The organism is Arthrobacter sp. CJ23 (assembly GCF_024741795.1).
Taxonomy (GTDB): domain Bacteria; phylum Actinomycetota; class Actinomycetes; order Actinomycetales; family Micrococcaceae; genus Arthrobacter.
Genome location: NZ_CP102950.1, coordinates 317,201 through 342,692 on the forward strand (window position 1 = coordinate 317,201; position 25,492 = coordinate 342,692).

At 67.7% G+C, this 25,492-nt stretch carries 20 protein-coding genes and 1 pseudogene; 9 read left to right on the forward strand and 12 right to left on the reverse strand.

The genetic code is table 11. The features are described 5' to 3' along the window. Positions 1-140: 140 nt before the first annotated feature. Complete coding sequence (locus NVV90_RS01325; RefSeq protein ID WP_258439401.1) at positions 141-944, reverse strand: putative protein N(5)-glutamine methyltransferase; 804 nt, start codon at positions 942-944, stop codon at positions 141-143. A gap of 469 nt (positions 945-1,413) precedes the next feature. Between NVV90_RS01325 and NVV90_RS01330 the strand changes: the two genes are divergently transcribed. Both NVV90_RS01330 and NVV90_RS01335 read left to right on the forward strand, forming a co-directional pair. After that, positions 1,414-1,629 carry a hypothetical protein gene (locus NVV90_RS01330; protein WP_258439402.1) on the forward strand — a complete coding sequence of 72 codons (216 nt, stop codon included), beginning with the start codon at positions 1,414-1,416 and terminating at the stop codon, positions 1,627-1,629. A gap of 72 nt (positions 1,630-1,701) precedes the next feature. Continuing rightward, complete coding sequence (locus NVV90_RS01335) at positions 1,702-1,962, forward strand: hypothetical protein (RefSeq protein ID WP_258439403.1); 261 nt, start codon at positions 1,702-1,704, stop codon at positions 1,960-1,962. An 81-nt stretch (positions 1,963-2,043) separates the two neighbouring features. Here the strand turns inward: NVV90_RS01335 and NVV90_RS01340 are convergent, their stop codons facing one another. Continuing rightward, the gene (locus NVV90_RS01340; protein WP_258439404.1) at positions 2,044-4,590 is read right to left on the reverse strand and encodes an ATP-dependent DNA ligase; all 2,547 of its coding nucleotides are present in this window, start codon (positions 4,588-4,590) and stop codon (positions 2,044-2,046) included. 38 nt (positions 4,591-4,628) lie between these two features. On the opposite strand from NVV90_RS01340, the gene NVV90_RS01345 reads away from it, so the two are divergent. Next, entirely contained in the window at positions 4,629-5,573 is a 945-nt protein-coding gene (locus tag NVV90_RS01345; RefSeq protein WP_258439405.1) for a Ku protein, read from the forward strand. Between the two features lie 738 nt (positions 5,574-6,311). Here NVV90_RS01345 and NVV90_RS01350 read toward each other — a convergent pair. From NVV90_RS01350 to NVV90_RS01380, 7 genes are all read right to left on the reverse strand, one after another. Further along, a complete protein-coding gene (locus tag NVV90_RS01350) occupies positions 6,312-6,590 on the reverse strand; it encodes an HPr family phosphocarrier protein (RefSeq protein WP_258439406.1) in 279 nt (92 codons plus the stop codon). 30 nt (positions 6,591-6,620) lie between these two features. Continuing rightward, on the reverse strand, positions 6,621-8,333 hold the full coding sequence (gene ptsP, locus NVV90_RS01355) for a phosphoenolpyruvate--protein phosphotransferase (protein ID WP_258439407.1): 1,713 nt from the start codon (positions 8,331-8,333) through the stop codon (positions 6,621-6,623). Positions 8,334-8,372: 39 nt separating this feature from the next. After that, entirely contained in the window at positions 8,373-10,415 is a 2,043-nt protein-coding gene (locus NVV90_RS01360) for a fructose-specific PTS transporter subunit EIIC (protein WP_258439408.1), read from the reverse strand. Between the two features lie 2 nt (positions 10,416-10,417). Beyond that, positions 10,418-11,404, reverse strand: a complete 987-nt coding sequence (locus NVV90_RS01365; protein ID WP_258439409.1) for a 1-phosphofructokinase family hexose kinase — start codon at positions 11,402-11,404, stop codon at positions 10,418-10,420. Beyond that, positions 11,401-12,186, reverse strand: coding sequence for a DeoR/GlpR family DNA-binding transcription regulator (locus tag NVV90_RS01370; RefSeq protein ID WP_258439410.1), 786 nt, complete (start codon positions 12,184-12,186; stop codon positions 11,401-11,403). The genes NVV90_RS01365 and NVV90_RS01370 overlap by 4 nt, the downstream gene beginning before the upstream one ends. 312 nt (positions 12,187-12,498) lie before the next feature. Next, complete coding sequence (locus NVV90_RS01375; protein WP_258439411.1) at positions 12,499-13,851, reverse strand: HNH endonuclease signature motif containing protein; 1,353 nt, start codon at positions 13,849-13,851, stop codon at positions 12,499-12,501. 151 nt (positions 13,852-14,002) lie between these two features. Continuing rightward, positions 14,003-14,989: an Lrp/AsnC family transcriptional regulator gene (locus NVV90_RS01380; RefSeq protein WP_258439412.1), complete on the reverse strand. Its 987-nt coding sequence runs from the start codon at positions 14,987-14,989 to the stop codon at positions 14,003-14,005. A 111-nt stretch (positions 14,990-15,100) separates the two neighbouring features. Between NVV90_RS01380 and NVV90_RS01385 the strand changes: the two genes are divergently transcribed. From NVV90_RS01385 to NVV90_RS01410, 6 genes are all read left to right on the forward strand, one after another. Next, positions 15,101-16,483, forward strand: coding sequence for a DUF3100 domain-containing protein (locus NVV90_RS01385; RefSeq protein ID WP_258439413.1), 1,383 nt, complete (start codon positions 15,101-15,103; stop codon positions 16,481-16,483). A gap of 58 nt (positions 16,484-16,541) precedes the next feature. After that, positions 16,542-17,780, forward strand: a complete 1,239-nt coding sequence (locus tag NVV90_RS01390; RefSeq protein WP_258439414.1) for a M20 family metallopeptidase — start codon at positions 16,542-16,544, stop codon at positions 17,778-17,780. Positions 17,781-18,077: 297 nt separating this feature from the next. Beyond that, positions 18,078-18,695 (forward strand): alpha/beta hydrolase, encoded by a 618-nt coding sequence (locus NVV90_RS01395; protein ID WP_258439415.1) that lies wholly within the window; start codon positions 18,078-18,080, stop codon positions 18,693-18,695. A 247-nt stretch (positions 18,696-18,942) separates the two neighbouring features. Then, entirely contained in the window at positions 18,943-19,971 is a 1,029-nt protein-coding gene (locus tag NVV90_RS01400) for a LacI family DNA-binding transcriptional regulator (protein WP_258439416.1), read from the forward strand. Between the two features lie 15 nt (positions 19,972-19,986). Further along, a complete protein-coding gene (locus NVV90_RS01405; protein ID WP_258439417.1) occupies positions 19,987-20,712 on the forward strand; it encodes an HAD family phosphatase in 726 nt (241 codons plus the stop codon). Positions 20,713-20,740: 28 nt separating this feature from the next. Further along, entirely contained in the window at positions 20,741-23,113 is a 2,373-nt protein-coding gene (locus NVV90_RS01410) for a glycoside hydrolase family 65 protein (RefSeq protein WP_258439418.1), read from the forward strand. 177 nt (positions 23,114-23,290) lie between these two features. Here the strand turns inward: NVV90_RS01410 and NVV90_RS01415 are convergent, their stop codons facing one another. The 3 genes and pseudogenes from NVV90_RS01415 to NVV90_RS01425 form a co-directional block, all read right to left on the reverse strand. Next, positions 23,291-23,782, reverse strand: coding sequence for a GntR family transcriptional regulator (locus NVV90_RS01415; protein ID WP_258441032.1), 492 nt, complete (start codon positions 23,780-23,782; stop codon positions 23,291-23,293). A gap of 30 nt (positions 23,783-23,812) precedes the next feature. Next, positions 23,813-23,989: pseudogene (locus tag NVV90_RS01420) on the reverse strand (GntR family transcriptional regulator); the annotation flags it as partial. 33 nt (positions 23,990-24,022) lie between these two features. Then, complete coding sequence (locus NVV90_RS01425) at positions 24,023-25,474, reverse strand: NAD-dependent succinate-semialdehyde dehydrogenase (RefSeq protein ID WP_258439419.1); 1,452 nt, start codon at positions 25,472-25,474, stop codon at positions 24,023-24,025. Positions 25,475-25,492: the final 18 nt, after the last annotated feature.

The following is a 25,492-nucleotide window of genomic DNA, read 5'->3' on the forward strand; positions in this document are numbered from 1 at the left end:
GGCCCATCGGGGGAATTCAGGGTAGATGTCAGACAATCTAATTGGACTCTCCAGCCCCGGAATCACGGGGATTTTGGCGTCTCTCGAGGCATCGTAACCAAATTGATTGGTTCCGGCTCCAAAATGCTGGAGTTTGCGGGCTAATTTCGCCGAATTTGCCGTGTGGAGCCAGTCACAATTGTCGCGTCCATTTCCTCGGAAAATGCGGTCCGGACCCAGAGGCCGTTTTGGGCGAGAATTCCGGCCGTCTCCGGGGCCTGCCGAGCGCTCGTCTCGATGAGCAGGTGGCCGCCCGGCGCCAGCCATTCGGAGGCCTCGTTAGCGACCCGCCGCTGCACGTCCATGCCGTCCAGTCCGCCGTCGAGCGCAACGAGCGGTTCGTGCAGCCGCGCCTCCGGAGGCATCATGCCGATCGACTCGGTGGGCACATAGGGAGCGTTGGCCACCAGCACGTCAACGCGTCCGCGCAACCGTTCCGGAAGCGCCCGGTAGAGATCGCCCGCAAGGGCCTGTCCGCCGTCGGGCCCGATGTTGCGGGCTGCGCACGCCACCGCCGCGGGATCGATGTCCGCCGCGTACAGTTCGATGCCCGGCACGGCCGCGGACAGGGCGGCGCCCACGGCGCCGGAACCGCAGCAAAGATCGACGACGACGGCGCCCGGCCACGTGAGCTCGGCGGCCTGCTGCACCAGGAATTCAGTGCGGCGCCGGGGCACGAAGACGCCTGGGTCAACGGCGATGCGGAGGCCGCTGAACTCCACCCAGCCGAGGATGTGTTCAAGGGGCAGGCCGGCGATCCGGCGGTCCACCATGTGGTCCAGTTCGTCCGGGATGCGGGCCGCTTCGATGAGGAGCCGAGCCTCTTCCTCGGCGAAAACGCAGCCGGCGGCACGGAGCCTGGTGATGATCGATGCGGGGGAAAAAGCTGATGTTGAAGATGGCATGGGAGAGCCTTTCGGGGTTCCGAGGGGTGCTCTCCGGGCCGCCTGGGTCAGGCTCGCCGCGGGGTCTCAAGAGGGAGCACCCGGACTGCGGTAGCGGTAATGGGTCTCACCTCCTTGGAGTGAAATGACATGGCGCGAAATGGCGTGGAAAAGCCATGCTATCGGAGCCCGGCGGGCGTGAAAAGGAACGGCCCGGGCCGTGTCCCCGCACTCCGGGGTTCACATTCGCGCGGCACGTGTTTAGGGTAGATCCATGGGAACACTGATTTTTGAGTAGACCGGCCGGTTCCGGCACGCCGCTGCAGTTGGTCCGGCGTCGCCGTCCCGTCGTGTTTCGGAAGACAAAAATCCACGCCTGTTGAGCCCCGCCTCCATGCCGTTCCTGCTGTTGCCAGCCGTTCTGGGTCCGGCCAGCCGACGCCATGGTTCCGTTCCTCGCCCAGGCACCACACACCAAGGAGTCCACTGCATGACAACGAGCCAACCCGAAGACAACACCGCCGCGGAAACCCCGGAAACCCCGGCTAGCGGCATCAAGTCCAAGCTGACGGACGCCCAGAAGGCGATGCTTGCCCGCAAGTCCGGCGGGGGTTCAGCCCCCGGATGGCAAGGCGCCGGGGGCGGCCAGAAGCCCACTCACTCGAGCGGAAAGCAGGCGAAGGCCCAGAAGAAGGTCCGCTGGTAAATCCTGCAGACAAGCGGTCCTCGCCCACCTAAGATTGAAATTCCCTTCGTTTCACCGCAGAAAGGAAGAATCATGGTTGCGAAGCACCTTGAAACAGCCATCACCCCCGAGCTCGCCAGCCACCTTGCCGAGTCCATGGACATGGCGCCCATGCCGGCCCCGGCAACAGTAGTTGCAACACTGGGCACGAACAAGGGCCAGCAATGGCCTGACGGGAACGGCAAGCAGAGGCACCCACGCGAGCGCGGCATGAGCCACGGACGCAGAGACCAGGCAGCCGCGCTGGCGGCGGTCCACCGGACCAGCCGCCCGCAGATGCCCCACTCCTCCTAAGCACCGTTCCAACCGCGTAGCCAGCCCAACTGACTCGCAGTAGTGGTTGTTTTGAGAGCTCAGAACAACCACAACTGTCAGTCAGTTGGGCTGGCTCACGTCTGAAGGCGTCTTGTCCGGCCGCCAGCCGCGCCACACGGGATGCCGCATCCGGCCGCTGCCCGTCCAGTCGCCGAACGTCACTTCCGCCACGAGCTCGGGCTCCACCCAGCGGGCCGTGGCCGCGTCCTCGTCCGGGATGTCCAGGAACGGGGATTCTCCCGCGCCCCGGGCCTCGAGTTTCTGCAGGATGTCGCGCAGCTGCCAGTCCTTGAAGCCGGTGCCCACGCGGCCCGCGTACCGCAGCTTCCCGCCGTCAGGGATCCCCACCAGCAGCGCCCCGATGGTCCCCTGCCGCGCCCCGGCACCCGGCCGCCAGCCGCCCACCACCACTTCCTGGCTCTGTTCGAGCTTGAGCTTCATCCACGAACGGCTGCGCTTGCCCGCGAGGTAGCGGCTGTCCGCGCGCTTGGCCATGACGCCCTCGAGCCCCAGTTCCGCCGCGCTGGCCAGGATGTCGTCCAAGTCGTGCTCCAGGACCTCGGACAGATGGATGGGGCATCCGCTGCGCAGCTCCTCGGCGAAACGGCCCAGCCGGGCACGGCGCTCGCCGAGCGGCATCGAGCTCAGGTCCGTGCCGGCGTCGTGCAGGAGGTCGAACAGCATCAGCCGCACGGGGACGGAGGCGCGGGCGTGCTCCACGTCGGCGGGCTTGCTCAAGTTCATCCGCTGCTGCAGCCGCTCGAAACTGGGCTGTCCGCTCCGGTCCAGGGCCACGATCTCGCCGTCGGCCACGAAGTCGCGGTCCGGCCAGCACGCCGGATCCGTGAGCTCGGGATACGTGGCCGACATGTCATTGCCCCGCCGGCTGCTCAGCCGCACGGTGTCCCCGGAGCGCTGCACCAGGGCCCGGAAGCCGTCCCATTTCAGCTCGAAGAACCAGTTCCCGGTGGCGACGTCGGCCGCGGTGCCTGCCGTGGCCAGCATCGGTGTGAAGGCCGGCACGGGCAGGGGGCCGGCGGCGGGGGTGGCCGCGGGCATGATCACTGTGTGGTGTGTGGGCCGGTCCTTCATGAGGTGGATGAGCCACTGTTCGCCCGTGTTGATGAGGGCGAAGCGTTTGGTGCCGTGCAGCCCGCCGCCGGGTTGACCGGTGAGCGTGGCGATGACTTCCTTGCCGTCGCGCCATTTTTCGCATTCGAACTCGCCGCTGTCCCAGATGCTGACCGTGCCCGCCCCGTATTCGCCCTTGGGGATGATGCCGGTGAACTTCGCGTAGTCCAGGGGATGGTCCTCGGTGCGCACGGCCAGGTTGTTGCGCTCCGAGGTCTCCGGGACTCCGCGCGGCAGGGCCCAGGAGGCCAGCACGCCGTCGTGTTCCAGCCGGAAATCCAGGTGGAAGCGGCGCGCGTGATGTTCCTGGATGACGAAGATCCCGCCCGGCGGGTTCGGTTCCGCGTCCGGCTGGGGCCTTCGTCCGTGCCCGACGGCGGGGAACGGCTCGGGCGTGCGGCCGGGGTCGCGCTTGTCCACGTAGCTCGCCAGCCGCGGGTCGACGCCGGAACCCCCGACGCCGGAACCCCCGACGCCAGTGCGCGGCCCGACGCCGGTGCGCGGCCCGCCGCCGGGGGAGCCGCCGTCGTCGTCCCCGTCCTTGCCCTCATCGCCCGGAAGGTGCGCCGGGGGATGTCCGCCGCGGTCCGCCGAGACGGCCGCGAAGGGGTCCTTGCCGGCCTTGACGCGCTTGAGGACGGCGGTGAAATCGAGGTGCTCCAGGGTGGGGGAGGCGAGTTCACGCCAGGTGCGGGGCGCGGCCACCATGGGGTGCGCGCGGCCGCGCAGCGAGTACGGCACGATGGTGGTCTTGTTTCCGCTGTTCTGGCTCCAGTCCACCAGGACCTTGCCGCCGCGCAGCGCCTTCTTCATGTCGCTGACCACAAGGTCCGGGTGGTCGGCCTCGAGGGACCGCGCCAGCTCGTGCGCGAACGCCGAGACCTGCTCCCACTTCCGGGTGCCGTCCAGCCCGGCGTACAGGTGGATGCCCTTGCTGCCGCTCGTCACGGGCACGGGGTCCAGGCCGATGTCCTTCAGGATGGCGCGCGCCAGCTTGGCGACCTCCACGCACTCGGCCAGCCCGGTGCCCGGGCCGGGGTCAAGGTCCAGCACCAGGCGGTCCGGCGGCAGCATGGCCCCGGCGGCGTCCACCTGCCATTGCGGCACGTGGATTTCCAAGGCCGCGATCTGCGCCAGCCAGGTCAGCGTGGCGAGGTTGTTGACCAGCGGGTACACATTCTTGTGGTCCCGGTGCTGGATGGTCACGCGGGGAACCCAGGACGGCGTGGAATCGTCCAGGTTCTTCTGGAAGAACATCGTCCCCGGCTCCTGCGTGGTCCCGACGCCGTGGACCCAGCGCTTGCGGGTGGCCGGCCGGTTGGCGGCGGCGGGGATGAGGAAAGGGGCCACGGTGGCGTAGTAGTCGAGCACCTCGCCCTTGGTGGTGCCGGTCTCCGGATAGATGATCTTGTCCAGATTGGTGATCGTGAGTTCATGGCCTTCAACGTCCACGCGTTCCTGCTGCTTGCCCGCCACCTCTTCACCTCCGCCTTGATGTGATGTTCACTTGGTGCATGAGGGCCATTTGGAAGGGTTCCATCGCGTTCGGGCTGGTCAACGTGCCCGTCAAGCTCTACAGCGCCACGGAGGACCACGACGTGGGCCTTCACCAGGTCCACAACAAGGACGGCGGCCGCATCCGTTACCAGCGGAAGTGCGAAATCTGCAGTGATGTTGTGGCTTTCGAGGATATCGACAAGGCCTACGAAGAGGAAGGCCGCACGGTGGTCCTCACCGCGGCCGAGCTGAAGTCGCTGCCGGAGGAAAACAGCCGCGAGATCGAGGTGGTGGAGTTCATCCCCGCCGAGCAGCTGGACCCCATCATGTACGAGCGCAGCTACTTCCTGGAGCCGGACTCCAAATCGCCCAAGGCCTACATGCTGCTGCGCCGCACGCTCGAGGACACGGACAGGGTGGCCATCGTGCAGTACGCCCTGCGCCAGAAGACCCGGCTCGGCGCCCTGCGGGTGCGCGGCGACGTGCTCCTGCTGCAGGCGCTGCTGTGGGGGGACGAGGTCCGGGAGGCCGACTTCCCCTCCCTGGAAACGGACATCCCCATCACCGACAAGGAACTCGAGATGTCCTCGGCCCTGGTGGATTCCATGGCCCACGACTTCGACCCGGAGCAGTACACGGACGACTACCAAGTGCAGCTGCGCCAGCTCATCGACGCCAAGATCGAGAAGGGCGACTCCCTGGACACCGAGGCCACGTTCGGGGCACCGGCGGGCGAGGGCGAAGGCGGCGAAGTCATCGATCTCATGGAGGCCCTCAAGCGCAGCCTTGAGAAGAAGCGCGGGAAGGATGCCGCGTCGGGAAAGGGGGCGGGTGCGGGGGCTGGGGCCGGCAAGGCGGCCGGGTCCAAGGGTGCTGCGTCGAAGGCCCCGGAAGCGCCCGACGACGAGGCTGCCGCGGACAAAGCCTCCAGCAAGCCCCGGGCGCGGGTCAAGAAGGCCTGAAGCGCCGCCGTCGGGCCTGCTTCTTGGGCGGCGCGCCTTGGGGTGACCGGCCCGCCCGTCCCGACCTTGTCGCCCGTCCTAACTTTGTTTGGGGCGCGAAGCGCCGCGACCCGCCCGGAGCCAGGCGTGCCGCGGCGCTGGGGGAATTCAAAGAAGGTCAACACGGGGGTGACCGCAATCCACCACAGGCGAGGAGGAAGACATGAGTCAGGAAAAGCCGCACTCACACCCCGAAGACAATTTGGGGGGCTACGGGACGCCGACTCCCGAACAGGAGGCCGGCCCCGGGCCGCAGGCCGGGCCTTCGGGCGCGGAGTCCGCGAGCGGGCAGCCCGCAGACGAAACGGCGCCCGTGGACACGGACGCACGGACGGGTGGTCCAGGCCCCGATTTGCTCCCCCACGACCCGGGAACGCAGCCGCATCCGGGGGAGAACCCCATTCCGAGGGACCCCGAGATCTTTCCTGTGCCTCATCATCCGGACGAAATTCCCGGGCCCTGGGACCCGGACGGGAATCCGCCGATCCCCGAACCGGGTTTCCCGGAACCGCCCGAGCCGAACATCCCGGATGGAGACGTGGGAGCCGACCCCTCCTGACCGGTCTTGTCCTGACGCGGTCTTGGACGCAGACTGCCCTCGACACGCCGCGATTCAGGCGTGTCGAGGGCAGTCCGGCATTCAAAGAAGGTCAGGACGGCGGGGCCACGGGGAGGTGCCCCGGCCGCCGCGCAGCCGGACTACTCGGCGTCGTGGTCCGTTTCGAGGATCTGCACAAGGCGCTCCAGGGCCTCGTCGGCTCCGGCGCCCTCGGCGCGCAGCACCACCACGTCGCCCTGGGCGGCGCCGAGGCTCATGAGGGACAGGATGCTGGCGGCGTCCATGGCGTCGTCGGCGGGTTCGCCTTCGCGGGCGATGGTGACCTCGAGGTCCAGTTCACCGGCGGCTTCGGCGAAGATGGCGGCCGGGCGGGCGTGCAGGCCGACGCGGCTGGCGATGGTGGCGGTACGTTCAGACATTGATGCTCCTTGCTTGCGGGTGGTTGAAGTCTAGAGGCCGAGCTCGTCCAAGATGGGGAGTTCGGCCCGGACGGCGGCGCGTGCGGCGGCGGCGGACGGTGCGGCGAGCGCGGTCGCGGCAAGCTGCTGGGCCTGCGCCACGGTGACCGTTGCCAGGACGGCGGCGACGGCGGCCAGCGCCCGTGCGCTCATGGACAGCGTGGCCACGCCCAGCCCCACGAGGACGACGGCGAGGGCCGGGTCCGCGGCTGCCTCACCACACACACCCACGGGCTTCGCGGTGCCGGTGGAGCCGCTGGCCAAGGCGGCGCCGTCCGCGGTGAGCTTCACGAGCTGCAGCACGGCGGGCTGCCAGGGGTCGTTGAGCGTGGCCAGGGGACCGAGCTGCCGGTCGGCGGCCATGGCGTACTGGGTGAGGTCGTTGGTGCCCAGGGACGCGAAGCTGACCTGGCGCAGCACCGTGGCAGCCGTCAGTGCGGCCGAGGGGACCTCCACCATGACGCCGGGGGTCTTGAGGCCGGCGGCGGCACACAGGGAGGCGAAGTGCGCTGCCTCGTCCGCCGTCGAGATCATGGGTGCCATGACCCAGACTTCGGCGCTGTTGGCGGCTTCCGCCGCGGCAATGGCCTCGAGCTGGCGCTCCAGGACGCCCGGGGAGGTGAGGTCCGTGCGGTAGCCGCGCACGCCGAGGGCGGGGTTGGGTTCGTCGGCGTTGGTGAGGAACGGCAGGGGCTTGTCGGCGCCGGCGTCGAGGGTCCTGACCACTACCTTCTTGCCCGGGAACGCGGCGAAGACGGCGCCGTAGGCGGCGATCTGCTCCTCCACGGTGGGTTCGTCGTCGCGGTCCAGGAAGCAGAACTCGGTGCGCAGCAGGCCCACGCCCTCGGCGCCGGCCCCGGCGGCCTTGACCGCGTCCGCGCCGGTGCCGACGTTCGCCAGGAGCGGCACACGGAAGCCGTCCGCCATGGCGTTGTTGCCGCTGAAGGCTGCCAGCGTCGAAGCCTGGGTGGCCCAGGCCTTGGCGGCCAGGCGGAGCTCCTCGCCGGGATCCACGGTGATGGCGCCGGCGGCGCCGTCCACGTAGACCTCGGTGCCGTCCGCGATATCGTCCACGCCCAAGGCGGCGACGACGGCGGGCAGGCCCAGCGCGCGGGCCAGGATGGCCGTGTGCGACTGCGGGCCGCCGCTGGAGGTGATGAGCGCGATGACCTTGGCCGGGTCCAGGGTGGCGGTGTCGGCCGGGGCCAGGTCTTCCGCGGCCAGGATGAACGGGACGTCCGACGCCGGGATGCCCGGCGCGGGCAGCCCGCGCAGTTCCGAGACGATGCGGGCGCGGACGTCCAGGACGTCGGCGACGCGCTCGGCCATGTAGCCGCCGAGGGCCTTGAGCTTCTCGGCCACCGTGCCGCCGGCTTCCCAGATGGCACGTTCAGCGGTGCGGGCGCCGCCCGGGGCCTCGGGGGAGAGCAGCTTGATGGCCGACTTCACCAGCATGGGGTCGGCGGCCATCAGCGCGGTGGCTTCCAGGACCTCTTTGCCTTCGCCGCTGGCGGTAGCGGCTCGGGCCCGGAGTTCGGTTTGAACGGCCTTGGCGGCATCCTTGATGCGCTGCCCCTGCGATTCAACCGTCACGTCGGCAGGAATGTTCACGTTCGCGTGCGGTTCCTGCACCGGCTTGGGCATCTGCCGCACCGGCCCCAGGACACGTCCGGGAGCGACGCCTACACCTGAAAAGGTCTGCATGGATCTAATCCTCTACTTGCTTGATGACTATTCGCGCGCTCAGGCTGCGGCGGTCGCGGGAACCGGCTCGGCCTCGACCGGCTTCCGGACTGCCCAGCGCTTCAGGGCAAGAAGAACGAGGGCCGTCACAATCACGCCTGCCACGATCGACAGGACGAACATGAGCACGTTGCCGATGGCGAAGAAGACGAAGATGCCGCCGTGCGGGGCCTGGGACGTGACGCCGGCTGCCATGCTGAGAGCACCGGTCACGGCACCGCCCACCATCGACGCAGGGATGACACGCAGCGGGTCAGCAGCGGCAAAGGGGATGGCACCTTCGGAGATGAAGGAAGCACCCAGGAGCCAGGCTGCTTTGCCGTTCTCGCGCTCAACCAGGCTGAAGCCCTTCTTGTTGAGCGCGGTGGCCAGGGCCATGGCCAGCGGGGGAACCATGCCTGCGGCCATGACGGCCGCCATGATCTGCAGCGGAGCGGGGTTGTCCAGGCTGCCGGCACCCAAGCCGGCGACGGCGAAGCCGTAGGCAACCTTGTTGACCGGGCCGCCGAGGTCGAAGCACATCATGAGGCCGAGGATGATGCCCAGGATCACTGCGGAGGCGCCGGTCATGCCGGTCAGCCAAGCGTTGAGAGCCACCGTGATGCCAGCGATGGGGCCGCCCAGGACAAGGAACATCAGGCCGGAGGCGAAGATGGAGGCCCCAAGCGGGATAATAACGACGGGCATGAGACCCCGCAGCCACCGGGGTACAGTGAAGCTGCCGATCCAATGGGCCGCGACACCGGCCAGCAGGCCGCCCACGATGCCGCCCAGGAAGCCGGCGCCCATGAATCCGGCGACAGCGCCCGCAACAAAGCCGGGAGCGATGCCCGGGCGGTCGGCGATGCCGAAGGCGATGTAGCCTGCCAGCGCCGGGACGAGGAAATTGAAGGCCAAGGCCCCGATCTTGAAGAGCACCGCACCAAGGTACGCGCCGAGCGGACCCCATGCCTGATCCGGGAACGCGGTCGGCAGGTTGCCCAGGGTGTTCTCCGCCAGGATCTTGTCCGCAAATCCGGGAATCCCGTAGCCGCCCATCAGGAAGCCGAGGGCAATGAGCAGGCCGCCGCCGGCGACGAACGGGATCATGTAGCTGACGCCAGTCAGCAGGACCTTCTTGAGCTTGGTGCCGAGGTGTTCGCTGGCTGCCTCGGCGGCGTGTTCGGCGTTTTCTTCCGCGCCGAAGTGCGGAACACGACGGGCGTTGGGGTCCGCGGCGGCAGTGAGAGCCTCCTGCACCATCTTGGCCGGTTCGTCGATGCCGCGCTTGACCGGTGCGTTGATGACCGGCTTGCCAGCGAAGCGCTCCTTGCCGCGGACGTCGACGTCCACAGCGAAGATCACGGCGTCGGCCGCGGCAATAACCGCGGGGTCCAGCGGGGTGACGGCCCCGGAACCCTGGGTTTCCACCTGCAGGTCCACGCCGAGTTCCTTCGCTGCGGCCACGAGGGAATCGGCGGCCATGTACGTGTGGGCGATGCCGGTGGGGCAGGCCGTGACGGCGACAATGCGCTTGGGCGCGGCCGGTGCTGCAGCCGCGGCCGGAGCAGACTCTGCAGGGACGGCAGCGGGGGCGGCGTGTGCAGCCGGCTTGTCCGCCAGGGCGCCGTCGACGAGGTCCACGATGTCCTGCTCCGTGGCAGCGGCGCGGAGGGCTGCGGTGAAGTCCTTCTTGATGAGGGAGCGGGCCAGCTTGGAGAGCAGCTTCAGGTGCTCCTGATCGGCCCCTTCCGGTGCGGCGATGAAGAAGATGATGTCGGCGGGGCCGTCCTTGGCGCCGAAGTCCACCTTGTGGGAAAGCCGGGCCATGGCCAGCGCCGGTTCGGTCACCGCGGCGGAGCGGCAGTGCGGGATCGCGATGCCGCCCGGGACGCCTGTGGCGGTCTTTTGCTCACGGGCGAAGGCATCGGTGAAGAGCCCTTCCACCTCGGAAGCGCGGCCGGCGTCGGCAACTTTGCCGGCCAGGAAACGGATGACGTCGGCGGGGGCGTCGCCGAGGTTCTGGTCGAGGGTGACCAATTGGGGGGTGATGAGCTGGGTCACTGTTAGTCCTTCTGAAGGGCCGTGATGGTTACGGCGTCGGGGGTTGTCTGGTGGACTGCAGGGACAGTGGAGCCCGGCAGCGAAGCAGCAGCGGCACCATGTGCCACGGCCTGACGAAGGCAGTCCTGCGGGGACCTGCCCTGGGTAGCGGCCAACAAGTATCCGGCCAGTGAGGAATCTCCGGCGCCCACCGTGCTGACGGCCTTGATCGGCGGATGCGTGGCGAACCACGCACCGTCGGCCGTCACCAGGACTGCGCCCTTGGAACCGAGTGTTGCAAGAACGGCCCCTACACCGCTGGCGACGACGGCGGCAGCGGCTTCGGCCGCCTTGGCCGGGTCCGCTTCCAGTTCGTCAGCCGTGGAGACATTGGTGAGACCCGCCGCTGCGGCGAGCTCGGCAAGCTCCTCAGCGTTGGGCTTGAGGAGGTCCGGCTTCCCCGCGGCTTCACCCTTCAGGGCGGCAGCGAGCGGGGCTCCGGAGGAATCGATGGCGATGCTCGGGACTGCCGTGCCATCGGCCCGGGAACGAAGCCGTGTTGCGATCGTGGCGTAGAAATCCGCGGGAACTCCTGGTGGGAGCGAACCCGCGAGTACCACCCAGCTGGCGCCACGGGAGCGCTCCAGCAGCAGCCCGATCAGGGCCTCCTGCTGTTCTGCGCCCAGCTCCGGGCCGGGTTCGTTGATCTTGGTGGTGACGCCGTCCGGTTCGGTGAGCGTCACGTTGCTGCGCAGCGCCTGGCCGATCGGCAGCGCCGCGAACGGAACACCGCCGTCGTGCAGTCCTGCAAGGACGGGGTCCGAATCCGCGCCCGGCAGCACCGCCACGGTCTCAAGGCCGGAGGCCACGAGCGCGCGGGAGACGTTGACGCCCTTTCCGCCGGAGTGCTGGTGGACGGCGACGGCGCGCTGCACTTCGCCGCGGGCCAGCGGGCCCGGGAGCTCAACGGTGCGGTCGAGGCTGGGGTTGGCGGTGAGCGTGACGATCATACGATCACCACGTCGACGCCGGCATCGGCCAGGGCGGCCGAGAGCTCTGCTGAGGGGGTGTTGTCTGTGATCAAGGTGTCCACATCTTTCAGGGCGGCGAACTGGACCAGTGTTTCGGCGTCCAGCTTGGAGGAGTCGGCCAGCACCACAACGCGGCGGGCAGACTTGACGAAGGCTGCCTTCACGGCAGCTTCTTCGGGGTCCGGGGTGCTGAGCCCGAACCCGGGGTGGATCCCGTTGGCGCCCACGAACGCGATGTCCGGGCGCAGTTTGTAGGCGGCGTCCACGGTGGACTGTCCGACGGCGGCCTGGGTGAGTCCGCGGACGCGTCCGCCCAGGATCTGGAGGGCAATGCCGGGGGTGTTGGAGAGCTTGCCGGCAATGGGGATGGCGTGGGTGATGACCACGAGCTCCCCGTCCGGCCCTGCTGTGGTGTTGCGCTGGGCGAGGACCTCGGCCAGGGTCTCGGTGCTGGAACCGGCGTCGAGGAGGATGCTGCCGGACTCCGGGATCAAGGCCAGGGCGGCGTCGGCAATCCGCAGCTTTTCGAGCTTCCGCTGGACGGTGCGCTCGAAGATGCTTTCCTCGCGGGTGCTGAGGCGGTCCGAGGATACGGCGCCGCCATGGACCCGGCGCAGCTTGCCTTCGGTTTCAAGGGCGGCGAGATCCCGGCGCACGGTCTCGGTGGTGATGCTGAAACGGTCGGCCAGTTCGGTGACGCTGACGCGGCCGCGCTCGCCGACAAGGCTGGAAATGAGCTGCTGGCGCTCCTCTGCGAACACGTACCCTCCATTGCGTAGATTCAAGGCCGGACCATCCGTGACAGTCATCACATGATGTGGAATTGCTTGACTCTATCTTTGTTCATGTTGGTAAGTCAATAGAAAACAACATAAACACAGATTCGCGGGCACGGCTGGTGAAGGCCGCGTAACGTGCGCGTGATTTGGCGGGGCGTTTGGGGTTGGGCCCAGCGGGGTGCCCGTAGCTTGCCCCGGGGGTGGGCCCGCGCCGCCGCCGGCTGGATTCCCGGCTGATGAAGCGCCCGTCGATGCCCTCGTGGCCGTCTGTGCTTTGAGGTGCTGCCCAACCCTTCAGCGAGGGCTGCGATGGCGGCGCATGCTAGGCCTCGGGAGAGGTACTCCGCTGGCGAAGCGTACCGGGGCGACTCGGAATGGCGGTGGGGCAGGGGCTGCGGTCGGCTTCAAGCCACTACCGGGCGCCGGCCACGAGCCGCCGGGCGCCGGTCCTGGGGTGCGGGCTGTGGTTGCTGTGTAGCTCGCCGGTATTGGCGGGTGGTCTGTGTATGTTCGGCCGGTGGGGCTGGTCCATTCCAGGATCCCTGCCCCGGCCTGACCGGCTTTCCAGGCTGTGTGGTGCTTGAGCATGTGGTGGCGCCGGCGGAGTCCGGCGAGGTTGCCGGTTTCTGTGGGGCCGCCGAGGGCGGCGTCGTGTGTGTGGTCGAGGTCCAGCTTGCGGCCTTTGATGCCACAGCCGGGGAAGCGGCATCTGGAGTCTCGGGCCGTGAGGAGGCGTTTGAGGTCTTCGCCGGGCCGGTACCTGTCCACGGTGAGGACTGCGCCGTTGAGCGGGTCGGTCAGGACCCTGATCCGGGCGGTGATGGCTGCCAGGTGTCCGTGCGGGGTGTCATGTGCAGACGGGGCGCCGCGGAGCAGAAGATCTGCCAAGAGGTCGGCGCGGAGCTGGTCTGTGTTTCGGCCCGGCGCGGCGGGGCCGGCCGATGACGCGGCTTCTGCGTGTGTCCGTGCCATGCGAGTGAGGCGGCGGTGGATGCTGTGCGCCACAGCTGCGGGGAGGGTGGCGGCGAGTTCTGCCATCCCGTCGGGCAAGGGTGTCACCCGGACACACCGTTCCGCAACCGCCTGCTCATGCCGGGTGGTCAAAGGCCAAGGCTGGGCTTTCTCTGCCTCCCGGACGGCCATGCGCCCTACGCGGCCAGGCGCCTGCCTTTCGGCGCAGGCCACCACCACAGACTCATACCTGGACAGGGCGGCGGGGTCGTCCAGTCTTGTCCCGGCGTCCTGGATCACGCGGGCGTGGGCCAGGCTGATCCGGCCCTGCGCAAGGGCCCGGAACGTCACAGGGAAACGGTCCGGAAGCTCCACCGCCTGGCCCATCTGCCGCTGCACCGTGCGGTCGTTCGCACGGGTGGCAGTCGCGATCTCAGCCGCCACCGCACGCTGGGCCAGCTCCGCCGAGCGTGAATCCCGGCCTGCGGCCGCGAACTCCGGCCGCGAGCCGCCGTCGTTCATCATCTCCGCCAGCCGCGAGGCCATGGCGAGGGTGTACTCCCGTATGGCCTGCAAGCCGGCGATCGCCGCTTCCAGCGACTCCAGAGTGGAGACCAGCCCGTCCAGCACCAGCAACGGATCGGGCACCGCAACAGGCTGCGGTGCCCACTCATCCAGGCCGGTGGTGATCTCCATGAACCCATCCCATCACCAGGCAGTGACATTAAAGGGGTGCCGGAATCTGACTCGGACGCCCGGCATTCTCCTCCTCCGCCGTCGCCGTCGTCGTGATGCTTACCTCACGACGCGTCGCCGTCCTAATGCCCGGCCGCCGCCGTCGTGGTGCCTACCTCACGATGCGCCGCCCCGAAGCATCCAGACGGATGCCCAGGTGCTTCGGGGTGCGCAGCACAATCGAGCGGTCCACGATTTCGGCGAACGGCAGGCGCTCGCCGAGGTGGCGCTCCAGCAAGGTGATGTCTTCGATGCGGCGCAGCCACACGGCCACCACCAGGGAGTAGTTGCCCACGGTGGTGGTGACCAGCCGGACTTCGTCCAGGCCCACCAGCTTCCCGGCCACCGAGCCCACCTGCGTTGCCGGCACGCGCATGAAGAACCACACATACACCGGCCAGCCCGAATACGGCCGGGCCACTTCAAGGCGGATGACCACCCGCTGCTGGGCCAGCACGGTGTTCAGCGCGCTCCGGACCCTGGCCTGGCTGATGCCGAGTTCGCCGGAAATGCTGGTCACGGAGGCGCGGGCGTCCCTGCGCAGGATGCCGGCCAGCCCCTCCTCGATGTCGGCGGGGACCTGGCGCATGACCTCCTTGGGCGCCGGGATGGCCCGTTCCAGGGCCCTGACTTCGCCAACGCTCAGCGAGCGCAGGCGCCAGACCTGGGCATCGGCCACCACCTGGATGGCGCGGTGCGTCCGCATACTGCGGATGCCATCCACAGTGGAGAGCCGGTCAAGCACATAGCGGGACAGCGCGGCGTCGTCCGTGCAGACCAAGGTGACGATCATGTCGCGGCCGCCCGCCGTCAGGTCGATCGTGAGGACCTCGGGATCGTTGGCAAGTACCTCCGCCACGGGGGACATGCTGGCCGGCGCGCATTCGATTTCCAGGAACGCCGTGACTGCCCCGGTGCCGGCACCCGGGTAGCACCCCACCCAGGCCAGGCCCTGTTCCTGCAGCTGCTCCCACCGCCGGGCGAGCGTCACAGGGTCCGCGCCAACCGTTGGCGCGAGCGTTGCCCAAGGAGCCCTCGGCCGGACCTGCAGGGCATGCAGAAGCCGGAGATCGCGCTCGTCGAAAACAAGATCCTGCATTTGTCACCAAACTTTTCTGAATTTCCTGCAATTCTAAGGCGCTGTGACGCGGGTTATATAGCTTTTAAGCCATTCGGTTTCTCCTCCCATCAGTTCCAAAGGAAGCCCCCAATGACTTCAACAACCGTTCTCTCCGCTCCCCGGCGCACCAGGGGATCGTTGGCGTGGCTCTGGCCCATCGGTGGGCTTGCGCTGCTCATTGCGACCCTGAGCCAGATCGTTGGCCCGAAGGTCATCCCTGTTGGCTTTGCCGCGATCACGATCCTCCCGATGGTGTGGGGAATCCTGGCCGGCGGCATCGTCTCCTCGCAGAAGTTCCGCCCGTTGCCGCGGAGTCTCCAGTCGGCTGCCGGAGCCCTGATGGGTGTCTCAGTCCTCATCCTGGTAGGCAGCCTGGCCTTCACCATGGGCCCGAACCTTCCCCTGCTCTTCCGTGCTGGCCCGGCCCTGCTGCTGCAGGAAGTCGGCCACCTGCTGGGCACCCTGATCCTTGCGCTTCCGCTGGCCGTCATGCTCAAGATGGGCCCGGCAACCATCGGCGCCACCTTCTCCATTGACCGTGAAGGCTCCTTCGCCATGGTCAGCGAACGCTACGGCACCGACTCCCACCCGTACCGCGGCGTCCTGTCGATGTACGTCTTCGGCACCATCTTCGGCGCCGTCTTCATCTCTCTCCTGGCTTCCGTGACCGCTTCCCTGGGCATCTTCGACCCGCTGGCCCTCGCCATGGGCGCCGGTGTGGGCTCCGGCTCCATGATGGCTGCAGGCGCCGCGAGCGTTGCCGCCCAGTTCCCCGAACTGAAGGATCAGATCTTCGCCGTTGCGGGCACCTCGAACATCATCACCAGCCTGTTGGGCGTGTACGTCGGCATCTGGATCGCGCTTCCGCTGGCGGACAAGATGTACCACGCACTTATCCGTCGCTTCCCGCACCTCGGCGCCCCGGCGAACGCCGGAACCGCCGCCGCCGGAACCGCCGCCGACGTTGCCGCCGTCGAGTCCGCCGCCGTCGAGTCCGCATCCGCGGAAGCCGAGGGTGAAAACCGTGGCCCAGTGAAGGTTCCGCTGTACATCGCGATGCCTGTCCTCACCGTGATCGGCATCTTCATCGCCTCGATCGCCGCGGGCGGTTTCTCCTGGAACATCGTGGCCGGCTACCTCATCATCGACGCCCTCCTGCTGGTGGGCATGGGCTTGTCCAGGCTCTGCCGCGGCAAGGTCCCCAGCATGGTTTTCATCATCACCCTCGGCGCATTGGCATCCAGCCCGGTCTCGCCGTTCGCCAAGTCCCTGATCACCATGGTCACCAGCGTCAACTTCCTGTCCATCTGCACCGTGGTGCTGACCGTCGCCGGGCTGAGCCTGGGCAAGGACATTCCGTTGCTGCGCCGCATCGGCTGGCGGATTGTCCCCGTGGGTCTGATCGCCATCGCTTCCTCGTACCTCTTCTCCGTGGTCATCGCCCAGTTCACCCTCGGCCTCGGCGCGCACTGACGCCCCGCCAACAGCCATCAAGCCGCACCCGCTGACCCGACACTCCCGAAAGGCCACCATGACCAGCCAGACCCTAGCCGCCGCCGTCGACGTCGATACCCTCAAGAAGGCCGTTTCCGGCACCATCGACTCGTGGGAAGACCGCCTGCGCCAGGTCAGCCGGATCATCCACGACAACCCGGAACTGGCCTTCGAGGAACGGCTCGCCGCGGAAACCCTCGCCTCCATCGCCGAGGAGGCCGGGTTCGCCGTCGAACGCAGCGCCTACGGAATGGAAACCTGCTTCGAGGCGGTGCGGGGCAGCGGTGACTTCACCGTGGTGATCTGTGCTGAGTACGACGCCCTGCCGGAGATCGGCCACGCCTGCGGGCACAACATCATCGCGACGGCGGCCCTCGGCACAGGGCTCGCCCTCGGCGAAGTGGCCGACGAGCTTGGCCTGCGGGTGGTGCTCCTGGGCACTCCGGCAGAGGAGCACGGCGGCGGCAAGGCACTGCTGCTCGAAGCCGGCGCTTGGGAGCAGGCAACGGTTTCCATGATGGTCCACGGCGCCGCCGGCAACGAGGACTTCAGCTGCGCGATCACCCACTCCCAGGCCGTGGACCGCTTCGCCGTAACCTTCAACGGCCGTGCTGCCCACGCCGCCGCTGCCCCGCACAAGGCCATCAACGCCGGCGACGCCGCCACGATCTCCCAGATAGCGATCGGCCTGCTGCGCCAGCAGCTCCCCGACGGCGTCCGGCTGAACGCCTTCGTGGAGCACGGAGGCGACGTCACCAACGTCATCCCGGCCCGCACCGTGGTCAGCGCCGAAGTCCGCGCCCACGATCTCGAGACCCTTGAGGACATCAAGGAGCGCATGCTGAACTGCTTCGCCGGGGGCGCGCTCGCCAGCGGCTGCACCTGGGAAGTCGCGCCCACCGAGCCGCGCTACGAAAACCTGGTCCAGAACACGCTGCTGGCGGAGGCCTGGGACCGGAACCTCAAGGCCCTGGGCCGCACGATCGTGGAAGTCAGCGGGCTCGGCGGCGGCTCCACGGACATGGGCAACGTGTCGCACGCCGTTCCCTCGATCCACCCGATGATCTCCGTTCTCGGTGCCAGCGGTGTTCCGCACACCATCGAATTCGCCACCGACGCCGGGTCCCCGGCAGGCGAGCAGGCCGCCCTGGACGGCGCGCTCGGCATGGCCTGGACCACCATTGACATGGTCACCAACCCGGAAACCCGCGAAGCCCTGCTCGCATTGCAGGCGGCCCGGCGTCCCGGCGCGACCCGCAGCCCGGCGCTCGGCTGAGGCGGACTCGGCCAAGGCGGACCGGAAGCAATAGGCGGCAGGCCGCCGTCGGGAACTGATCCCGACGTCGGCCTGCCGCCTTATGGTGTGGGCGCCCGCGGGTCTGAACCCCGTAGCGCCCAACTTGCTCCCCAACCTCGCAAGTCCCCGCCGGCTCCCAAGCTTCGCTTCGCTCAGTTCGGGACCCTCGCCGTCGTGGGCCCTCGGCCGGGGCCCCTCGCATGGGCCCACGCCGCCAGGGTTCCCTGGGCGAGCGGAGCGAGTCCAGGGAGGGCGGTGGGGATTAGGCTGTTCCCCATGGAAACGGTGGTCTGGTCCAAGCCCGAGAACGAGCGCGCGGGAACGCCCCTTCTGGTCATGATGCACGGCTACGGCACCGACGAGCAGCGCATGGTGCAGCTCTTTCCCGAACTGCCGGCCGAGTTCAGCTGCGCAGCGCTCCGCGGGCCCATGGACATCGGCGACCATCACGGCTGGTTCCTTCTGGACTATTTCCTGGCCAACGACTTCGCCGACGTGATCACGTCCACCAACAAGGTCTTTGCCTGGATCAACTCGGTCAAGGACAACCACAGCAGCGTCAGCCTTCTCGGCTACTCGCAGGGCATGGCCATGGCCAGCACGCTCCTGCGCCTCCGCCCCCACGCATTCAAGGCCACGGTGGGCCTGTCCGGCTTCGTGCTGGAGAACGATCTGCTCGCGCTCAGTGAGTCCTTCGACAGCCCTCCGCCGTTCTTCTGGGGTCGCGACAAGGCCGATCTTGTCATCAATGGCGATGCCATCGAATACACGGGGGAGTGGCTCAATGCCAACATGGCCTTGACGGCCAGGAGCTACCCCGGCATGGGCCACCGGATTGAATCGCCGGAACTGGTCGATGTGAGCGCCTTCCTGCGCCACTACGTCCTCCGCTGAGCACCAGCGCCGGGGGCAGCGCCGGGGTCCGCTGAGGGGTAGCGCCGGGGCCTGCTGAGGGCCGCATCCCCACCCGAATCCCCGCCTCCCGGTGAGGCCCGCGTCACATTTGGGAAATCCGCAGAAACCCTCTTGATTGTAAAAATTGTAAGCGCTTACACTTTTTCGGACGGTGCATCGCAGCACCGCGAATCCAAGCGCGAATCCAAGCGCGAATCCAGTAGAGAAAGGGTTGAGGCCGTGTTGCATGGTTAAGGCTCACCGCGCCACCATCCAGGACGTCGCTGTCCTGTCCGGTTTGTCCATCTGTACCGTGTCCAGGGCGCTCCGGAAGCTGCCCAATGTCTCGGAAAAGGCGCAGCGCCAGGTGGCCGAGGCCGCCGCCAAGCTCGGCTACAAGGCATCCTCGGCAGCGTCCCGCCTGGCCGGCGGCAGCACCGGGTCCATCGCCATCATCGCCCCCACCGCCACGGCATGGTTCTTTGCCCAGGCCGTGGAAGCGGCCGAGGAAGTGTTCGCGGACAGCGGCTACGACACCGTCCTGATCAGCCTCCGCAACAAGGCCAGCGTGCGCCGCAAGGTCCTGGGCGACCTCAGCGGCCTGGCCCAGCGCGTGGATGGCGTGCTCCTGCTGAACGTGGAGCTTAGCGACGACGAGATCGCGGCCCTGGTGGCCTCTGGCCTGGCCGTGGCCAGCGTCGGGATGAGCAAGGTTCCCTGGGACAACGTGGGGATTGACGACGAACATGCGGCCTGGGCGGCAACCTCCCACCTGCTGGGGCTGGGCCACTGGGACCTGGCCGTGCTGGCGGGCCGCGAGACGCGCGGGAATTCCGTGCTCACCTCGGGGGACCGGCTCAAGGGCTTCGGTAGGGCCCTGGCCGAGCACCACCTCACGGTGCATCCGGACCTGGTCATCAGCGCCGACTCCAGCATCGACGGCGGCCGCCGGGCAATGACCGAGCTCATCGCCCACCGCAGCGTGCCCAGCGCCATCTTCGCGGAGTGCGACGAAGCCGCATTCGGTGCGCTCATGGCACTGCGCGAACACGGCCTCTCGGCACCCAAGAACGTTTCCATCATCGGCATCGACGATCACCCTATGAGTTGGTTCCTGGGCCTGAGCACTGTGGCGCAGCCCGTTGCCGACCAGGGCGCGTTCGCCGCCAACCTGCTGTGCGAACGCCTGCAGAGTCCCGAGACCCCCAACCAAGCCGCCAACCATCTGCTGGACACCAAACTCATCGAACGCAAAACCACGCGCCACAAGCGCTGATTGGACTACCGCACCATGACTGAACTCCGCACTTCCTGGACCGGCGCTGCAGCGCTGCTGTTCGACCTCGACGGCGTGCTGACGCCCACCGCCGTCGTGCACGAACAGGCCTGGCAGGAACTCTTCGACGGCTACCTCGCCGAGACCGGCCACGCGCAGGACTACCAGGAGAGCGACTACTTCGACTACATCGACGGCAAGCCGCGCTTCGACGGTGTCCGCGACTTCCTGGCCTCGCGCGGCATCACGCTGCCGGAGGGCCCGGCGGACGACGACCCAGCCCACCCCACCGTGCAGGGCCTGGGCAACCGGAAGAACCTGATCTTCAACGAGATCGTCGAAGCCCACGGGGTGGTGCCGTACGCCGGCTCCGTCCGCTTCATCGACGCCGCCCTCGCGCAGGGCCTCAAACTCGCCGTCGTCTCCTCCTCCCGCAACGCCCCCGCGGTGCTGAAGGCGGCCGGACTGGACGGCTACTTCCCGGTGGTGGTGGACGGCCAGGTGGCCGCCGACGCAGGGCTCCCGGGCAAGCCGGATCCCGCCACCTTCGACTACGCGGCAGGGCTGCTGGACGTCCCGGCGGAAGACTGCATCGTGGTCGAGGACGCGGTGTCCGGCGTGCAGGCCGGCAGTGCCGGGAACTTCCGGGCGGTGATCGGCGTGGACCGCGGCGCGGGCCACCAGACACTGCTCGACGCCGGCGCGACGTTCGTCGTCGACGACCTCAACGACCTCCTCTAACCGAGCTTTCTAAGGACCACACCACCCCATGGCACTCATCAGCTCCGACCGGCTGCGTTTCCCCTGCGAGCCCTGGAAGCTCGCGGAAAGCATCCACGTCCCCGGCGACGACGGCACCCTGGAAACGCTGTTCGCGCTCGGCAACGGCCACCTGGGCATCCGCGGCGCCCACCCGACCCACGGTGACGCCGAACTGCCCGGCACCTTCATCAACGGCTTCCACGAAACCTGGGACATCAAGCACGCCGAGAACGCCTTCGGCTTCGCCCGGACGGGCCAGCGGATCGTGTACGTTCCGGATGCCAACAACTTCACCATCAGCATCGACGGGGAGCAGCTGTCCCTCGCCGAATCGACGGTGCAGGACTACCGCCGCAGCGTGGACTTCGCCACGGGCGTGTACGAATGCGCCGTCACCTGGGCCTGCCGCTCCGGCGCGACGGTCACCACGGTGGAGCGCCGCGCCGTCGGCTTCGATTCACGCGGCTGCCTCGGCATCGAGCTGTCCCTGACGGCGGACCGCGAGGTGTCCGCGGACATCACCTCCGCCGTCGTAAACCGGCAGGACCAGCCTGTGGAGGACCAATCGGCCCACGATCCGCGCCGCGCCGGCCGGCACGCCGGCCGCGTCCTGCTGCCGCTGCACCTGCACGGTTCCGACGGTTCGCTGCGCCTGGCCTGGGAAACCGCGGAATCCCGGCAGCGCGTCGGCATGGCCGTGGACCACTGGATCTCCGTGGAGCAGCAGCCCTTCGAAACCGTGGTGGGGGAGGACGAGTCCACCGTCCGCTACGTCCTGGCCGTGGGCGGCGGCGAGACGTTCCGGCTGGAGAAGTCCGTCAGCTACGCCGTGGCCGGCGCGGATGCGGACCCCGGCCGCGGCGAAGCCCTGGCCGCCGAGGCCGAACTGGCGCTGGCCGCCGTCGGGACGGTCTTCGCCGAAAGCGCGGCCCACTACGGGCAGTACTGGACCACGGCGGACATCGTGGTGGGCGGGCAGCCCGAGCTGCAGCAGGCCGTGCGCTGGAGCCTGTTCCAGCTGGCCCAGGCCACCGCGCGCGCGGGCGTGGCGGGCATCCCCGCCAAGGGCGTGTCCGGTTCCGGCTACGAGGGCCACTACTTCTGGGACCAGGAAATCTACCTCCTGCCCTACCTGACGTACACGAACCCGGGCGGGGCCAGGAAGGTCCTGGAATCCCGGCACGCCATGCTGCCGGACGCGCGCGTCCGGGCCAAGGAACTGAGCGTGGACGGCGCCCTGTTCCCGTGGCGCACCATCAACGGCCTCGAGGCCAGCGCCTACTACGCCGCGGGCACGGCCCAGTTCCACATCGCCGCGGCCATCGCCTTCGCGTCCAGGCGCTACGAATGGGCCAGCGGCGACGCCGGTTTCCGCTCGGAAATCGGCGCCGAACTGCTGATCGAGACCGCCCGCATGTGGGCCTCCCTGGGCTTCTTCGGCAAGGACGGCATGTTCCACATCCATGGCGTCACCGGCCCGGACGAGTACACGGCCGTGGTCAACGACAACCTGTACACCAACGTCATGGCCCGCTTTAACCTGCGCGCCGCCGCGGCCCTGGACCACCCCGGCATCGCGGACACCGAGCGGCTCTTGTGGCGCCAGGCGGCCGAACGCATGTCCCTGCCCTACGACCCGCACATGAAGGTCTACAGCCAGGACAACGACTTCATGACCCTGGAGCCCTGGGACTGGTCCACGCCGCGGTCCAAGTACCCGCTCCTGCTGAACTTCCACCCGCTGGTGATCTACCGGCACCAGGTCCTCAAGCAGGCCGATACCGTGCTGGCCATGTTCCTGCAGTGGCAGGACTTCACGGCCGAGGAAAAGCAGCGCGCCTTCGATTTCTATGACCCCATCACCACCGGCGACTCCACCCTGTCCGCCTGCGTGCAGGGCATCATGGCCGCCGAGGTGGGCTATTCCGACGTCGCGCTCAAGCACTTCACCGAGGCGCTGTTCATCGACCTGGACAACTCGCACGGCAACACGATCGACGGCGTCCACATCGCCTCCACCGGCGGGATCTGGAGCTCCCTCGTGTCCGGCTTCGCCGGCATGCGCGACCAGGGCGAGCTGCTGCATTTCGATCCGCGGCTCCCGGCCGAGTGGGACGGGCTGTCCTTCCGGCTCACCATCCGCGGCCGGCTCCTGGCCGTGGATCTGGTGCCCGGTGCCATCAGCCTCGCGCTGGTCGAGGGAGCAGGGCCCGACGGCGGCCCGCTGGATACCAGCCCGCTGGAGGTCAGCGTGCGCGGCCAGCGCGTCGTCGTCGCCGCGGACGGCGTGAGGGTGCCGCTGGAGACGGTCCCCGTGCCGCCGCCGTCGGTGTTCCCGAGCGTCTTCCCGACGGCTGGCCTCCCCATCGTGAGGCAGTAACCTTCGCATCCGGCTTGCCCAACTAGCTCGCAATAGTGGTTGTTCTGACGGCTCAGAACAACCACTATTGCTGGTCAGATGGGTTGGTGGGGGCAGGAAGTGTGCCCCAGTCGGGACATGGGAAGGGTCCAGTTCCATTGGAACTGGACCCTTCCCATGTGTAGAGCTTGTTGTCTCTTATGCCGTAATACCGTTTGCTTCCGTCGTTGAAGTGAGGTCCTCTACGGCTTTCCGCATGTGGCGTTTGATGGCCTGCTGAAGTCCGCTCCGGTCGCGCGCCTCAAGCAGGTCAAGGAGGGTCTGGTGTTCCTGCACCAGCGCGTCGATGCGGGGATAGGCGACTTCCAGGCTGAGGATGCACATCCTGGATTCCGCTGCGAGTGTCTCGTAAATCCGGATCAGGCGGGTGTTTCCGGTACCGGAAACGAAGGCTGTGTGGAATTGCATGTCGAGACGTGCAATGGCTTGCCAATCCGACGCCGCAACCTGCTTGGCCATGCTCCTGATGATGCCTTTGAGTTCCCTGCAGGTATCTGTCACCTGTTCTGGCTCAGAGTCCAGGAGCGTGTTGGCGGCAGCCAGCTCCACCGCCTCACGAACGGCGTAGATCTCCCTGACGTCTTCACTTGTAAGCTCCGACACGAAGACGCCACGGTTGCGCTTGCTCACCAGGATCCCCTCCTGGCTCAACCGCTGCAGGGCCTCCCGGAGGGGGCCCCTTGACGTGTTGAGCTGGCTCGCCAAAGCAGATTCGTTCACCTGCTGCCCAGGGCTGAAAGCCCCTTGGACGATGAGCTCCCGGAGTTGGTCAGCGATCAGCTGCGCCGTGGGCCGGCCCTCCAGTACGAACATTCCCTCCGGTGCCGCCATTGACATCCCCTCATTTCATGCTTTGGCAAGTTGAATCTACTAGACCGCTATTGCCGTGTACTTGTACTCCAGGAATTCGTCGATTCCAATCTTTCCGCCTTCGCGGCCCAGTCCGGATTGCTTGACGCCGCCAAAGGGTGCCGCCGGGTTGGAAACCAGTCCGGTGTTGAGGCCGACCATTCCGACCTCCAGTTCCGCGGAGAACCGCAGTGCCTTGTCCATGCTCTCCGTGAACACGTACCCCACCAGGCCCCACTCGGTATCGTTGGCCAGGCGGAGGACCTCGTCCTCGCTGTCGAACGGCGTGATCGCAGCGACTGGACCGAAGATTTCCGTGCTCATCAGTGCGGCGTCCGTGGGCACATCCACCAGGACGGTGGGGGAGTAGAAGTAGCCCGGGCCTTCCGGACGGCTTCCGCCCGTCAGTACCCGTGCGCCCTTGGAGACTGCATCGGCAACAAGGCTTTCGACCTTGTCCAGGCCCTTCTGCTCGATGAGGGGCCCGACGTCGGTGCCGGCTACAGCGCCGTTGCCTACCTGCAATTCTGACATCTTCTTGGCGAACTTCTCGCCAAATTCCTCCACGACGGAACGGTGCACGAAGAAGCGGTTCGCGGCCGTGCAGGCTTCGCCCATGTTCCGCATCTTTGCCTTCATGGCTCCATCCACGGCCTTCTCGATGTCAGCATCAGCGAGCACGATGAACGGAGCGTTTCCGCCAAGCTCCATGGAGGACCGCATCACGTTGTCCGCGGCCTGCCTCAGCAGGATCTTGCCGACCTCGGTTGAGCCGGTGAAGCTGATCTTGCGGGCGATTCCGCTGTCAGTCCAGGTTCGTACCACGCTGGAAGCGCTGGATGTCGTCACAACGTTCAGCACGCCGTCGGGAAGCCCGGCTTCCTTGAAGATCTCTACAAGGGCGAGTGACGTCAGAGGCGTCAGCTCCGCCGGCTTGAACACCATGGTGCAGCCGGCAGCGATGGCAGGGGCGATCTTTCGGGCACCCATGGCGAGCGGGAAATTCCACGGAGTCACCAATACGGTGGGTCCCACTGGTTCCTTGGTGATCAGGATCCGCGTATTCCCGTCTACGGAACTCGCGCTGTCACCGCCGATACGGACAGCTTCCTCGGAGAACCAGCGGAGCATGTCAGCGCCGTAGGCCACTTCGCCCCTTGCTTCCGCAAGCGGCTTGCCCATCTCAGCGGTCATGATGGCGGCGAGCCGGTCTGTGTTGGCGATCACCAGTTCAAAGGCGCGGCGGAGAATGTCGGCCCGTTCGCGGGGTGTGGACTTTGCCCATGCGGCCTGGGCGCGGCCGGCAGCCTCGATGGCCCGGGCGGCGTCTTCCGGACCGCCGTCGGCAACGTGGGCAATCACTTCATTCGTGGCAGGGTTTTCCACCGGGAACGTGGCGCCGGCAGCTGCCTTTTGCCACGATCCATCGATGAACAGATCTGTGTGGAGAGTGGCGGGATCAAAGGAGTTCATGTTCGCTCTTTCAGTGAT